A 13,176-nucleotide genomic window follows, 5' to 3' on the forward strand; every position below is an offset into this window, starting at 1 on the left:
CGTCTCGAAGGATGCTCCAGGTGATTCCGGAGCCTCCCGGAGCATCTTTCGAGATGCGCTTGGACGAAGCGCTCCCCAGGGATGAGGGCTCATCCAGGCTCGAACATATTTGTACAGGCGCCCGGCCCTATCGCAGCGAGGGGGTGACGTCAAACAGGCGGCGGTGCTCGTCGAGCGCGTACCAATCCGTCATGCCGGCGATATAGTCGGCGATGCGGCGCATCCGGCGGTGATCGTCGAGCCCGTCGCAGCCGGCCGCCCACTCCTCCGGCATCGCAGCCGGATCGGAGCTGAAGCGGGCGAACAGCTCGCGCACCACCTGCGCCGCCTGCTCCCTGATCGGCGCGATCCGCGGGTGCCGGTACATGTTGGGGTAGAGGAATCCCTTGATGTCGCGGTCGGCATCCTCGATCGCAGGCGAGAAGGCGACGACCGGCGCATCCGCGCGCCGGATCGCATCGGCGTCGGCAGGTGCCAGCACCGCCAGTCGCGCCTGCGCCTCCCGGATCACGTCCTCGACGAATCGGGTGATCACCCGGCGGACGAGCTCATTGGTCAGGCGCGGCCGCTCCAGCCCGGGATGCAGCCGCTCGATCTCGTCCAGCAGCTCCGCCAGGAACGGCACGGCTCTGAGTTCGGCATGGCCGAACAGCCCGGCCCGCAGGCCGTCGTCGATGTCGTGGGCGTTGTAGGCGATGTCATCGGCCAGCGCCGCCGCCTGCGCCTCGGCCGACGCATAGCTGTCGAGCCAGAGATCCTGACGCTGCTGGTAGTCGACGATCGCGACCGGGATGCCGGCCTTGGCATAACGCGCAGTCGGCCTGCCCTCTCGGTCGAGCAACGGACCGTTGTGCTTGACCAGCCCCTCCAGCGTCTCCCAACTCAGATTGAGCCCGTCGAAATCGGCATAGCGCCGCTCCAGCCGCGTCACGATCCTCAGCGTCTGGGCGTTGTGGTCGAAGCCGCCGAAGGCCGCCATGCACTCTTCCAGCGCGTCCTCGCCGGTATGGCCGAAAGGCGTGTGGCCGAGGTCATGTGCCAGCGCCAGCGCCTCGGCCAGATCCTCGTCGAGGCCGAGCGCACGTGCCAAGGCGCGAGCGATCTGCGCCACCTCGATCGTGTGGGTCAGTCGCGTGCGATAGTGATCGCCTTCGTGCGAGACGAAGACCTGCGTCTTGTGCTTCAGGCGGCGAAAGGCGGTCGAATGGATGATGCGGTCTCGGTCGCGCTGGAACTCGCCGCGCGTCGCCGAGGCGGGCTCACCGATAAGGCGCCCGCGGCTGGTGCTGGAGCGGCAGGCATAAGGCGCGCGCCAGCGCTCTCCCGGCTCGATGCCGGGCGGCGAGGAGAAGCCGGAAGGCGGGCTCTGTGGATGCGGCATGGCTGCCCCGTCACGGCCCCGTGCTTGTAGAGGCGCTGCCGGGCCATTACCTTTCCCGGCAACCAAGGTGCAAGGAGCATCTGACCATGTCGACCGATCTTGCGGTCAATCCGCGCGGCATTGCGGTGACTGCAAACGCAGCGAAACGAATTCTCTCGGTAATGGCAAACGAGCCGCCGGGCTCGATGCTGCGCGTCAGTGTCGCCGGCGGCGGCTGTTCGGGCTTTCAGTACATCTTCGATGTCGGCCGGGAGAAGGCGCCCGACGATCTCGTCATCGAGCGCGACGGCGCCACCGTCCTGATCGACGAAACATCGCTCGATCTGCTGGAGGGCTGCACCATCGATTTCGTCGACGACCTGATCGGCCAGTCCTTCCGCATCACCAACCCGAACGCAACGAGCTCCTGCGGCTGCGGGACGTCCTTCGCCGTCTAGCGCACTAGCCGACCCCCCCGGAGCGACGTGTGGGTGCCGTGCGCGTCTCGACACGCCGCCCGAGCCGCGCGGTGGATGCCGCGACGATCACCTCTCCAAAGACGCGGACCAGATCCAGGTCGAGCTTGCTCTCCATGCCGATGAGGATGGCATAGGCCTCCTCGGGCGGCATCGGCGCTCTGTAAGGTCGCCGTTCGATAAGCGCCGCGTAGATGTCGCAGATCGTGATCACGCGGACAGGATCGGAGATCTGTTTTCCGCTCAAGCCCTGCGGATAGCCTGATCCGTCGAGGTATTCGTGGTGAGAGAGCACCGCGGCGAGAACCGTCGGTGCGAACCCGCCCTGAGCCACGAGCATGTCGTATCCGATCTGCGGATGTTGCCAGATGATCTTGCGCTCTTGCGCCGTCAGTTTGCCGGGCTTGCGCAGGATATCGAGCGGAATCCGTGCCTTGCCGATATCGTGCAGCACGGCCGCGCCGGTGATCAGCCGCCGATCGGCTTCGCCGAATCCGAGACGGTGAGCGAAGGCGGCCACCAGCCCCGAGACGAGCAGGCAATGCTGATAGGTGGCGTCATCGTGCTGCCAGACGAGATCGAGCCACGCGTCGAGATCCCCGCCTTCGGCCGCCCGGTTGAGAGCCTCGACACTGCCGTTGATCGCCGCAATCGGTATATGCCCATCGCTCGCGGCCGCGTCGAGCAGATCGCCGAGCGCTGCCGAGGCTGCGATGAAACGGCGCTGAATCCCGGCGCCGGCGCTCGTCGGAGCAGCCGACCCCAGCAAATTGCCGACCTTGTCCAGCAGAACGGACCGAGGCGTATCGACGGGCAGGACCTCGCGCGCGCCGAGTGCATGGGCCTGCGTCTGGGAACGCGGCGACATGTCTCTCAGCAAGAAAAGGCAGGGCGCTCCCGCGTGTCGATAGGGCGCCAGCACAGTGCGCGCCGTCTCGATGGCGCCCCGGCCCGACAGATCGAGATCGACGACGAGCAGCCGTCCGCGCTCCCTGGCGGAGCTAACCTCGTCCGGACCGGTTGCCGAACATGCCCCCCAAAGCGAGAGCGTGCGCTGTAGCGACTGGCGCCGGCCTTCGTGATCGCTGACGAGAACGAGAATGGGGAGGCCTCCCGAGAAGGCCTCATCATAACCGTGCCGATTGAGGAAGCGTAAAAGCGGACTGCCGGCTTAAGCCGATAGCCGGGGAAGTCCCCAGCAACAGGTCGGCGACACCCCCGGTTGCGCTGTCATGCTTAGCGGTTCGTCAATGGGAAACGGCAGCGCCGCCCTGCTCCAGCCGGACCTCGGCGGCCATCAGCCCCTTCGGTCCGGGTCCGTAGCGCACCAGTACGGTCTGCCCCGGGATCAGCTCGACGAGGCCATAGCGCCGCAGCGTCTCCATATGCACGAAGATGTCAGGCGCGCCTTCGCCCTTCGAGACGAAGCCAAAGCCGCGCAACCGGTTGAACCATTTCACCACCATGCGCTCGAGTCCGCTGGTCGGCGTCACGGCGACGTTGGTGCGCGCCATCGGCATCTCGGAGGGATGGCGCCCGGAGGAGGTGTCGATCGAAAGAACCCGCACAGCCTGGCGACCACGGTTCTTCTCGACCGCTTCGAGCACAATGCGAGCGCCCTCCGCTATCGTATTGAAACCATCGCGCTTCAGAATGGTGACGTGCAGGAGGATATCGGTACCGCCCGCCTCGGGAACGACGAAGCCGTAACCCTTCGAGACATCGAACCATTTGACGTAGCCGGCGATCTCGACCGGAACCTCGGAAGCGTGACCGCTTGGTCCATCGAGCCGCATGACGCGGTTGAGTGACTGGATGGGACCCATCGGTGGCCGCCCGCTCTCACCGAATTCGTCGGACATGTGCCGCTCACCCCCACGCACAACGCTTGATTCGTGTTGCCACGATAGCATCGCTGCGGATTCGGTATACAGCCCGCAAATGGTCGTCCACATCATCCGCGGGCTCCGGTGTTGCCGAAATAGCCCGCTCATGCTCGCGCGGCTGTCGGGCCGGCCTCCGACCGCACGGGTCACACCCCTTCGACTCAGGAGGCGAGCCGCCGCAACGCAACTCCGCTCTCCGCGCGGATGACGAGATCGGCGATCGGGTCGAGCTCCGTCGGCTCGCGGTTGAGGATGACGAGCTTGGCGCCCTGCCGCTTCGCGATCACCGGCAGCGTTGCCGCCGGGTAGACGACCAGCGACGACCCCACGACGAGGAAGAGGTCGCATTCCAGCGCGAGCGCCTGCGCCCGCATCATCGCCTCCTGCGGCATCGCCTGGCCGAACGAGATCGTCGCCGACTTCACCGGCCCCGTGCACATCATGCAACTCGGCGGCTCGCCGCTCGCCTCGAAGGCCGGGCGGATCGCCGCCAGTTCATGCCGCCAGCCGCAGGTGAGGCAGGTGGCGTAGGTGCCGTTGCCGTGCAGCTCGATCACCTGATCGGCCGGCACGCCGGAGGCCTGGTGCAGCCCGTCGATATTCTGCGTCACGATGGCCGGGGAGCGCCGGTCCGCCACCAGCCGCGCCAGTGCCCTGTGGCCGACATTGGGCCTAGCCTCGCGATAATGGTCGTCCATCGCGAATTTGCGGCGCCAGGCCTCGATGCGCGCTTCGCGGCTCTGCACGAAGGCCTCGAACGGAATCGGCTTGTTGACCATCCAGGGCGAACCGGGCGAGCGGAAATCCGGCACGCCCGACTCCGTCGAAATTCCCGCGCCGGTGAAGCTGAGAATGCTGTCCGCCCGGTCGAGCATGGCATGGAGCTCGGCGATCGCGTCCTCGGTCTCGTCCTGCATGGGGCCGCCCGCTCGGTTAAATGGAAGCCTTGCAGATATGGACCGCGCTTGCGACGCTTCCAAGGCGATTGACGGAACGGGGCGCACGCCCCAAACCAGTCGGATCATGCCGACGACCGCACCCGCCTCGTTCAATCCCGATCTCATCGACACCGGGCCCCCGCCAATCCCTGAGGCGCAGGGTTGGGCGCGGGCTTATGACGGACGCTTCGGCCCGCTGATCGACCTGTCGCAGGCAGTTCCCGGCTCGCCGCCGCCTCAGGCGCTGCTCGACAAGCTTGCCGAAGCCGCCGCCGATCCTGCCGCCACGCGCTATGGCGGTATTACCGGCGACTCCGGGCTGCGCGAAACCTATGCGGCGGAGATTTCGCGCGTCTACGGCGCGTCCTTCGCCCCCGGCGAAATCGCCGTCACCTCGGGCTGCAACCAGGCCTATGTCGTCACCATGATGGCGCTCGCCCGCGCGGGCGACAACGTGCTGCTGCCGACGCCCTGGTACTTCAACCACGAGATGACGCTGACCATGCTCGGCGTCGAGGCGCGCCCGCTACCCTGCGCGCCGGAGGCCGGATTCGTGCCGGACGCTGCGACGGCCGACGCACTGATCGACGATCGCACCCGCGCGATCGTACTGGTCACACCCAACAACCCCACCGGCGCGGTCTACCCGCCCGAGACGATCGCCGCCTTCGCCGCGCTCTGCGCCCGGCGCGGCATCTGGCTCGTGCTCGACGAGACCTATCGCGACTTCCTGCCGGCGACAGTTGCCAAGCCGCATGAGGTCTTCGCCACAAGCGGCTGGCAGGATTCCGTGATCGGCCTCTACAGCTTCTCCAAGGCCTATGCCGTTCCTGGCTGGCGGCTCGGCGCCATCACAGCCGGCGACGCCGCCCTCGCCCAGATCAGCAAGGTGCTCGACTGCGTCCAGATCAGCCCGGTTCGGGCCGGACAGACTGCCATCACCTGGGGCATCGACGGTATCCGCGACTGGCGCGAGCGCAACCGGGCCGAGATCAACGACCGCGCCGCACTGTTCCGTCAGGCGATGGCGCCGCTGAACGACTGGCGCGTGCTCTCGGCAGGCGCCTATTTCGCCTATGTCGCCCACCCCTTCGAAGGCACCCCGGCGGCCGATGTGGTGCGCCGGCTGGTCGAGGAGCGCGGCGTGCTCGCCCTGCCCGGCCCCTATTTCGGCCCCGGGCAGGAGAACCATCTGCGCATCGCCATCGCCAATGTCGCGGCCGAGCGGATCGGCCTGCTCGGCGACCGGCTCAAGGGTTTCTCGATCTGAGAGGTTTTCCGAGAGCGTCGCTGAACCGTCATGCTCGCCCTCGTGGCGAGCATCCACGTCTTGGATACCGCCATTGACGATTGAAGACGTGGATGGTCGGGGCAAGCCCGACCATGACGCGAGAGTCGGCCGGAGCCTCCGGACAGGAAGTCGCTTCTACCGGAAGAGCGCCCGAAAGCGGTCGCGATAGGCGAAGACAAGCAGCAGTCCCAGCACCGTCATGATGAGCGCGACGGGGATGCCCTGCGGGTTTAGCACGAGGTGGAAGAACACGATCACCGTCATGATAGGTGCAAGCAGCACGAGGCCGAAAGCCGGCGCCAGGTTGAGCAGCAGGCTCAGCCCCCCGGCGAGGTTCACCACCTTGACCATCGGCCAGATGAAGCCCGAGTTCTGAAGCGCCGACTCGAAGGCAAGCCCGCGTTCGCTCGTCGGCGGATGAATGAGATTGGTCCCGGTCGCCAGCCACCAGAAGCCGTCGACGGCGCTGACGAGGAAAAGCAGCCCGAGCAGAACACGCGGGATCGTAACGAGAAACACGGTCTTCATGATGTCCCCAACCGATGACAGAGAAGCCGGCACGCCTCGACGGCCGCGCCGGCCCGGTTCTTGGTCGCGGTCGGGACCGATCCGGTTCAAAGCGCGGCGAGAATTGGGAGCGTAGGCCTTCCGTCCCCAAGACTAACCTGAAAACGAGACTTGCCCGAAAACGAGGCCTCCCCGACGGCGTGACTTGCCCGAAAACCGGCCCGGCGACATCCGCCCACGCGCTTGTGAGGTGCACGCCGCCAGATTTCATGGCCTTGAAGCGCATCCAGCCACTGCGCAAAGCCTCCCAACGATGAACAGCCCCCTCGCCCGCCGCACCTTGCTTCAACTCGCCGGAGCCTCGTCGCTCACAGCCGCCGCCTCCTTCGCCGCCCGGGCCGAGGGCGGGCCGGTCTCAGCGCCGGCAGCGGGGCCTGGCTTCGCCAGCAAGACGCCGATCCGGGTGGGCGCCGCGGCGCTCAAGGTGCGCGATGTCGAGCGTGTAGCCAGCTACTACCGCGACGTCATCGGCCTGTCCGTGCTGGCGCGCGGCGCCGCCTCCGTCACCCTCGGCACCGGCGAAGGCGCCCTGCTCACGCTGGAGCCGCGGCCGGACGCGGCGCTGGAGCCTCCCACCTCCGCCGGGCTATTCCACATCGCTTTCCTGATGCCGAGCCGGCGGGATCTGGCGCGCTGGCTCGTCCATGTCGCGCGCAATCGCACGCCGCTGACGGGCTTCGCCGACCATAGCGTCAGCGAGGCCGTCTACCTCAACGATCCCGAAGGCAACGGCATCGAGGTCTATGCCGACCGCTCTGCCGAAGGCTGGCGTTGGGACAACGGTCGCATCGTCATGGGCACGCATCGGCTCGACGTCGACGACATCCTGTCGCTGACCGACACGAGCGCGAGCGACTACACCAGGGCGCCGGAGGGGCTGCGCATCGGGCACATCCACCTGCGCGTCGGCGATGTCGATGCGGGCGACCGCTTCTATCGCGATCTGCTCGGTCTGGCGCCGACGAGCCGGCGCGATACCGCGAGCTTCCTGTCCTCGGGCGGCTACCACCATCATCTGGCGCTGAACACCTGGAACAGCGCCGGCGCCGGACGGCGCGACGACGGCAGAACCGGTCTCGCCTGGTTCTCGCTGATGACGGAAAAGCCGGAGCTTATGGCCGCTCAGGCCGACCGCTTCGCGGCGGCCGGCATCGCGACGACGCCGCTGTCCGGCGGGTTCGAGAGCCTCGACCCCTGGGGCACGCGCGTCAGGCTGCTGCAGGGCTGAGCGAGCCCCGCCCGGCCCTCACATCGTCGCGCCGATCTGCCAGGGCACGAACTCGGCATCGCCATAACCGAGCTGTTCGGACTTGGTCTTCTCGCCCGAGGCGACCTTGAGCAGCTTCTCGAAGATCTCGCGGCCCTTCTGCTCAAGCGAGACGCCGTCGAGCACATCGCCGCAATTGATGTCCATGTCGTCGATCATCTTCTCGTAGATCGGCGTGTTGGTCGCGAGCTTCATCGAGGGCGTCGGCTTGCAGCCATAGGCCGATCCGCGGCCGGTGGTGAAGGCGAGGATGTTGGCGCCGCCGGCCACCTGCCCCGTGGCTGCGACGGGATCGTAGCCGGGCGTGTCCATGTAGACGAAGCCCTTCTCCGTCACCGGCTCGGCATAGTGATAGACCGCCGAGAGCGTCCTGGTGCCGCCCTTGGCGGCCGCGCCCAGCGACTTCTCCAGGATGGTGGTGAGCCCGCCCGCCTTGTTCCCCGGCGAGGGGTTGTTGTTCATGCTCATGCGGGCGCGCTCGGTATAATCCTCCCACCACTTGATGATCCCGACGAGCTTTTCGCCGACTTCGCGCGTCGCGGCACGGCGCGTCAGCAGATGCTCGGCGCCATAGATCTCGGGAGTCTCGGAGAGGATCGCCGTGCCGCCATGCTCGACGAGAATATCGACGGCGGCCCCAAGCGCCGGATTGGCGGTGATGCCGGAATAACCGTCCGAGCCGCCGCACTGCAGCGCAAGCATCAGTTCGGAGGCCGGCACCGTCTCGCGCACCGCCCTGTTGGCGATCGGCAGCATCGTCTTCAGCGCGTCGATGCCGGCGGCGACGGCCTTCTTCGTCCCGCCCGTCTCCTGGATCGTCAGCGTGCGGAAGACGTCGCTTTCGCTGATGCCATAGGCTTCCTTCATGCGGCTGATCTGGAAGCCCTCGCAGCCGAGGCCGACGACCAGCACCGCCGCCATGTTCGGGTTGCAGGCATAGCCCCAGGTGGTGCGCTTCAACACCTCGAAGCTCTCGCCATTATAGTCGATGCCGCAGCCCGTGCCGTGGGTGAGCGCGATCACGCCGTCGACATTCGGATAGTCGTCGAGCAGGCCGGAACGCTTCACTTCCTCGGCCATGAAGCGCGCCGCCGAGGCCGAGCAATTCACCGAGGTCAGGATGCCGACATAGTTGCGCGTGCCGGCCTTGCCGTTGGCGCGACGGAAGCCCTGGAAGGTCGCCTGTTGCTCGATCGGTAGCACGAATTCGGGCTTCGCCTCCGCAGCGAAGGCGTAGTCGCGATCGAAGGCGTGGAAGCCGGTATTGTGCTCGTGCACCCATTCGCCGGGCACGATATCGGCCGTTGCGAAGCCGATGATCTGGCCGAACTTGCGGATCGGCTGGTCCTTGGCGATCGGGGCGATCGCCATCTTGTGCCCACGCGGAATGCGCTTCAGCGCCTCAACGCCCGCCGCCGTCACGCCGGCATCGACCGGGTCGACGGCGACGACGACGTTGTCGGCAGCGTTGAGCTTGAGCGTGCGGGGCGGCACTGATTTGTCGAGCATGGCGAGAACCGAAACCTCCGGCACCGCGACGGCGGCGCGCGCTCCTAGAAATGCGCCCAACCGGCCGCGTTTTCAATCGGTTCAAAAGAGGAAACGGCCATGCGCAGCCGTGATGATGCGAAAAGCTGTCGGCTTAGCCGTGTAGGTCGGCTTTCGACCCCTAAGAGACGTCGTAAGCAAGGCAGCGAACGAGTTTCTACGGCTTATCATCTCAGAGCTCTCTGCTCGTCCAAGCAGGCCTCATAGTGCCAGCGCCAGTCCCATGTTCGTGATGCAGAATTTTCGGCGACAGCACGGGTCGCGTTTTCAGCGCATAGTCGAGCGTCGTCCGTTTTCCGCAAGAAAATCTCGCGGTTAATCTGCCCGTAAAGGGACAAGCTGATCAGAGTAGTCGCAGGTAACGACAGAAGCAGCGCACAAAGCCACGCTATCCCCGCAGGACGAGACATTCGCGAGCGTCGTTGATGCGGAAGCAGTCGCCATATGGCGGCTACGGAAATCAAGGCGCCGATCAACAAGCCGATGGCCAGCCCGATGGCGAGGGAGATAGTCATGTAGGCTGTAGTGGCACCACCCACGTCCGCTGTCGACCCAACTGAGACATTCGTCATGTCGGGCGGCTTGACACCTATAGCCCAATATAGAACCACACCGAATTTAAGAGCTGCCGACTGGGGATTGGAAATGAATGTTGGCCTGATTGGATGCTTTGCGAGTGCTCTGGCATTGGCTGGATGCCTGTCGGCTGAGGATCTCCGCAAAAGGACCTCCCTGCCAGCGCCGGAGCGTCATTCCACCGTAAAAATCCGAAAACAGGTCGCGTTGTCAGCACTTCGCGTTGGGGGATTCAGTCCAGAGACTGTGCTCGAAAACGTGAAGGCGCCGAAGTTCAGCGCCTTCCATGTTGAGGCAACCAGCTCAGGTGGAAAAGCCTATACGGAGTTCTGCATCGACGAGCCGCTCGGAACGCCTTCGGGGATCATCACATATGTCAAGCACTTCAAGGTCAAAGTCACTCTGTTCGAGGAGGCGGATGGGACGTTGACGGTACTTTCTGCCAGGAACAACAACTGCTTCAAGGAGCCTAACCAGCCATTTCCTGAGCTTCTGGAGATGTCACGCGCTGTCATCGATTACGAAAAGCGCCGCCCCGCCCCGTCAATACCTGAGAACAATCGCTAAGTGGCGGAGGCCCTGCGAAGTCGGCCTCCTTGGCATGGAAGCCATTGCCGCGAAGACAGCCCCTATTATCACGCGCTTCATGATGAGATCCGGGGTCATGCTCGTCAAACAACGAGCACTTAACGGCGAAGTTCTTCACGGCCGCAGGCAAGGGCGCTGGCAGGTGTCCGGATTAACACACCCCGGCGGCCGAAACACGAGAATGTCAGCTATCGACCCTCAACGGACATTCGGACACGAGGAGCCACACGACCCAAAGAAAAACCCCAGCCTTGGGGGCCGGGGCTCTCAAACGCACTCGAACTCTCTCGAGATCAGGCTGCCTTGCGGCAGCCTGCCGGCATCACGCCTTCGGAGCGGTCGGGACAGCCTTCGCAACGATGCCCTCGAACGGCTTGTAGGCGTCCTTGGCGAGAGCGGTGTAGAGCTCGCCCATCTTGGTGAGCTGGGCGACCGCGCCCTCGAAAGAGGTCTTGATGTAGTCGGCCTGGATCTCCAGGGCCTTGTCGAAGGTCTTCACGCCGGCGAGCTTCTCGAGCGTGGCGGTGCCAGCCTCGAAGGACTTCTTGGCGTAATCAGTCGCCTCGACGGCGATCGTCTGGACGCTCTTGGAGGTAACACCGAAAGCCTTCAGGGCCGCATCGACGTTCTCTTTGGAGGCCTTCTGGATGGTCTCAAACTGCTGGATCATGGGTCGTCTCTCCTGGCACCCCGGGTGCCGCCTCAGAGTGAATGGGCCAGAGCGGCCGTCGTGTCGCCCCAAGGTCGTATGAAGAGTTCACCACCGGGACTGCCTGCATATTGTGCATTGCAACATGAAAGTCAATAGGACGCTGCAATGCACCAAACGCAGATCGTTCCGGTCGCAACCGTTCAAGTTTTAACGGCTCCGTAACCGCATCCTCCTAATCTCGCCCTACTGTGTCCTGCGTGCCACGAAAAATGAGCGCGGGACGGGAACGACAGTGAGTTCGAGGCGAGTTCATGGTTCTGGGTTGCGTTGTGTTTCAGCGGCCGCGTCTGCGGGCCGTTGTCGGGCTGATCGGCATCGCCGCAGTCGCGGCCACGATGGCCTCCTCCCCGGCCGAGGCGCGCAAGCGCCGGCATCATGCTGCAGGCGGCGGCTACACGCCGCCCTACGCGGCGATGGTCGTCGATGCCAGGACCGGCCGCACGCTGCACGCGGTCAACGAGGATGCCGCGCGCATCCCGGCCTCGCTGACCAAGGTCATGACGCTCTACATGCTGTTCGAGCAGATGGAGCGCGGCCGCTTCTCGATGGATTCCGAGCTCAAGGTCTCGTCCTATGCCGCCTCGCAGCCGCCGACCAAGCTCGGCCTGCGCCCCGGCTCGACCATCGCGGTCGAGGACGTCATCAAGAGCATGATCACGCTCTCGGCCAACGACTCCTCCGTCGTCGTCGCCGAGAACATCGCCGGCTCCGAGGAAGCTTTCGCCGAGCAGATGACGCGCAAGGCCCGTTCGCTGGGCATGAACTCGACGCGGTTCTACAACCCCCACGGCCTGCCGCATTCGCCGCCGAACCTGACGACCGCGCGCGACCTCACCATCCTCGCTCGCGCCATCCAGGAGCGCTTCCCGAAATACTACCCGCTGTTCTCGACGCGGGCCTTCCAGTACGGCAGCCGCACCATCCGCGGCCATAACCGCCTGCTCGGCAAGGTCGAGGGCGTCGACGGCATCAAGACCGGCTATACCCGCGCATCCGGTTTCAACCTGATGACCTCGGCCAAGTCGGACGGCCGGCACGTCGTCTCCGTCGTGCTCGGCGGCCGCTCCGGCGCCTCACGCGACAAGATCATGACCGATCTCGTGCTGGCCAACCTGCCGCGCGCCGCGACCAGCGGCCGCTCCTCGGTGATGGTCGCCGAGGCGCCCGAGCCCGAGGAGCGTCCGCGCTTCGAGGAGCGCCCGCGCGCCGCGGCCGTCCAGCAGGTCGCCGCCGAGCCGGCGCCGATCCCGGTTCCGCGCCCGCGGCAGCAGACCGAAGAACAGCAGCCGCTGCCGGCTGCAGCCCGCGCCTATGCCCCGATGCCGACGACGACGCCGATCGCCCCGCCGCGCCCGGTCGCCATGGGCGCCCAGCCGGTGCAGCTCTCCGGCATGCGCCCGGTCACCGCGACCACGACGCCGTCCGCCATGCGCTGGTCGATCGGCGCCCAGCCGGCCGACGCCAAGGTTCTGCGCCCGCCGGCGAATGTCGACGTCACCTCTTCGATCACCAAGGCGCCGGAGCCCGTCGCCGAGCCGGTGGAGGTCGCCGAGGCCAAGGCCGAGATGCCTGCCGCCAGCGTGGCCCGCAAGGCAGACGCTGTTCCGGCGAAAGCGCAGGCTCCCGAGCCCGCCCCCGCCATGTCACACCAGGCGGCCGTCGTCGCCTCCGGCAAATGGGTGATCCAGCTCGGTGCGACCGATGACGAGGGCAAGGCCAAGGAGATCCTGGCCCGCGCCCGTGCCAAGGCTTCCGGCTCGCTCGCCAGCGCCTCGCCCTTCACCGAGAAGGTCGAGAAGGGCGGCTCCACCCTCTTCCGCGCCCGCTTCGCCGGCTTCGACGATCCCAAGGACGCGCAGAACGCATGCGCGCAGCTGAAGCGCGGCGGCTTCTCCTGCTTCGCCACCCGCAGCTGAGCATCGGACTCAAAAGTGGAATCCGGTTTTCGGGAGAATCCGATGCGCAAT

The 13,176-nt window shown here is 65.9% G+C and carries 12 protein-coding genes; 5 read left to right on the plus strand and 7 right to left on the minus strand.

Annotation, left to right across the window (positions count from 1 at the left end; translation table 11 throughout):
- Positions 1 to 127: 127 nt before the first annotated feature.
- On the minus strand, positions 128 to 1,381 hold the full coding sequence (locus AB4Z10_RS12265; RefSeq protein WP_441470677.1) for a deoxyguanosinetriphosphate triphosphohydrolase: 1,254 nt from the start codon (positions 1,379 to 1,381) through the stop codon (positions 128 to 130).
- An 86-nt stretch (positions 1,382 to 1,467) separates the two neighbouring features.
- On the opposite strand from AB4Z10_RS12265, the gene AB4Z10_RS12270 reads away from it, so the two are divergent.
- Positions 1,468 to 1,818 (plus strand): HesB/IscA family protein, encoded by a 351-nt coding sequence (locus AB4Z10_RS12270; RefSeq protein WP_441470678.1) that lies wholly within the window; start codon positions 1,468 to 1,470, stop codon positions 1,816 to 1,818.
- A gap of 4 nt (positions 1,819 to 1,822) precedes the next feature.
- Here the strand turns inward: AB4Z10_RS12270 and AB4Z10_RS12275 are convergent, their stop codons facing one another.
- The 3 genes from AB4Z10_RS12275 to AB4Z10_RS12285 form a co-directional block, all read right to left on the minus strand.
- Positions 1,823 to 2,704, minus strand: coding sequence for an HD-GYP domain-containing protein (locus AB4Z10_RS12275; RefSeq protein ID WP_441470679.1), 882 nt, complete (start codon positions 2,702 to 2,704; stop codon positions 1,823 to 1,825).
- A 379-nt stretch (positions 2,705 to 3,083) separates the two neighbouring features.
- The gene (locus AB4Z10_RS12280; protein WP_441470680.1) at positions 3,084 to 3,698 is read right to left on the minus strand and encodes a cold-shock protein; all 615 of its coding nucleotides are present in this window, start codon (positions 3,696 to 3,698) and stop codon (positions 3,084 to 3,086) included.
- A 185-nt stretch (positions 3,699 to 3,883) separates the two neighbouring features.
- Positions 3,884 to 4,639 (minus strand): SIR2 family NAD-dependent protein deacylase, encoded by a 756-nt coding sequence (locus AB4Z10_RS12285; RefSeq protein ID WP_441470681.1) that lies wholly within the window; start codon positions 4,637 to 4,639, stop codon positions 3,884 to 3,886.
- Between the two features lie 106 nt (positions 4,640 to 4,745).
- Between AB4Z10_RS12285 and AB4Z10_RS12290 the strand changes: the two genes are divergently transcribed.
- Positions 4,746 to 5,930, plus strand: a complete 1,185-nt coding sequence (locus AB4Z10_RS12290; protein ID WP_441470682.1) for an aminotransferase — start codon at positions 4,746 to 4,748, stop codon at positions 5,928 to 5,930.
- Between the two features lie 156 nt (positions 5,931 to 6,086).
- Here AB4Z10_RS12290 and AB4Z10_RS12295 read toward each other — a convergent pair whose 3' ends face one another.
- Complete coding sequence (locus tag AB4Z10_RS12295; RefSeq protein WP_441470683.1) at positions 6,087 to 6,479, minus strand: hypothetical protein; 393 nt, start codon at positions 6,477 to 6,479, stop codon at positions 6,087 to 6,089.
- 292 nt (positions 6,480 to 6,771) lie between these two features.
- Between AB4Z10_RS12295 and AB4Z10_RS12300 the strand changes: the two genes are divergently transcribed.
- On the plus strand, positions 6,772 to 7,746 hold the full coding sequence (locus tag AB4Z10_RS12300) for a VOC family protein (protein WP_441470684.1): 975 nt from the start codon (positions 6,772 to 6,774) through the stop codon (positions 7,744 to 7,746).
- Positions 7,747 to 7,764: 18 nt separating this feature from the next.
- Here AB4Z10_RS12300 and AB4Z10_RS12305 read toward each other — a convergent pair whose 3' ends face one another.
- A complete protein-coding gene (locus AB4Z10_RS12305; RefSeq protein ID WP_441470685.1) occupies positions 7,765 to 9,294 on the minus strand; it encodes a UxaA family hydrolase in 1,530 nt (509 codons plus the stop codon).
- A 609-nt stretch (positions 9,295 to 9,903) separates the two neighbouring features.
- On the opposite strand from AB4Z10_RS12305, the gene AB4Z10_RS12310 reads away from it, so the two are divergent.
- Positions 9,904 to 10,476, plus strand: coding sequence for a hypothetical protein (locus AB4Z10_RS12310; RefSeq protein ID WP_441470686.1), 573 nt, complete (start codon positions 9,904 to 9,906; stop codon positions 10,474 to 10,476).
- 343 nt (positions 10,477 to 10,819) lie between these two features.
- Here the strand turns inward: AB4Z10_RS12310 and AB4Z10_RS12315 are convergent, their stop codons facing one another.
- Positions 10,820 to 11,167 carry a phasin family protein gene (locus tag AB4Z10_RS12315; RefSeq protein ID WP_441470687.1) on the minus strand — a complete coding sequence of 116 codons (348 nt, stop codon included), beginning with the start codon at positions 11,165 to 11,167 and terminating at the stop codon, positions 10,820 to 10,822.
- A gap of 293 nt (positions 11,168 to 11,460) precedes the next feature.
- On the opposite strand from AB4Z10_RS12315, the gene AB4Z10_RS12320 reads away from it, so the two are divergent.
- Complete coding sequence (locus AB4Z10_RS12320) at positions 11,461 to 13,125, plus strand: SPOR domain-containing protein (protein WP_441470688.1); 1,665 nt, start codon at positions 11,461 to 11,463, stop codon at positions 13,123 to 13,125.
- Positions 13,126 to 13,176: the final 51 nt, after the last annotated feature.

This window comes from Allobosea sp. RAF48, from assembly GCF_052114025.1.
GTDB lineage: Bacteria > Pseudomonadota > Alphaproteobacteria > Rhizobiales > Beijerinckiaceae > Allobosea.

Bases quoted from the DNA above. Each gene is read 5' to 3' on its own strand.
- AB4Z10_RS12310 (WP_441470686.1), top strand. From the start codon at position 9,904: ATGTCGGGCGGCTTGACACCTATAGCCCAATATAGAACCACACCGAAT.
- AB4Z10_RS12305 (WP_441470685.1), bottom strand. From the start codon at position 9,294: ATGCTCGACAAATCAGTGCCGCCCCGCACGCTCAAGCTCAACGCTGCC.
- AB4Z10_RS12315 (WP_441470687.1), bottom strand. From the start codon at position 11,167: ATGATCCAGCAGTTTGAGACCATCCAGAAGGCCTCCAAAGAGAACGTC.
- AB4Z10_RS12270 (WP_441470678.1), top strand. From the start codon at position 1,468: ATGTCGACCGATCTTGCGGTCAATCCGCGCGGCATTGCGGTGACTGCA.
- AB4Z10_RS12300 (WP_441470684.1), top strand. From the start codon at position 6,772: ATGAACAGCCCCCTCGCCCGCCGCACCTTGCTTCAACTCGCCGGAGCC.
- AB4Z10_RS12285 (WP_441470681.1), bottom strand. From the start codon at position 4,639: ATGCAGGACGAGACCGAGGACGCGATCGCCGAGCTCCATGCCATGCTC.
- AB4Z10_RS12280 (WP_441470680.1), bottom strand. From the start codon at position 3,698: ATGTCCGACGAATTCGGTGAGAGCGGGCGGCCACCGATGGGTCCCATC.
- AB4Z10_RS12265 (WP_441470677.1), bottom strand. From the start codon at position 1,381: ATGCCGCATCCACAGAGCCCGCCTTCCGGCTTCTCCTCGCCGCCCGGC.
- AB4Z10_RS12290 (WP_441470682.1), top strand. From the start codon at position 4,746: ATGCCGACGACCGCACCCGCCTCGTTCAATCCCGATCTCATCGACACC.
- AB4Z10_RS12295 (WP_441470683.1), bottom strand. From the start codon at position 6,479: ATGAAGACCGTGTTTCTCGTTACGATCCCGCGTGTTCTGCTCGGGCTG.
- AB4Z10_RS12275 (WP_441470679.1), bottom strand. From the start codon at position 2,704: ATGTCGCCGCGTTCCCAGACGCAGGCCCATGCACTCGGCGCGCGCGAG.
- AB4Z10_RS12320 (WP_441470688.1), top strand. From the start codon at position 11,461: ATGGTTCTGGGTTGCGTTGTGTTTCAGCGGCCGCGTCTGCGGGCCGTT.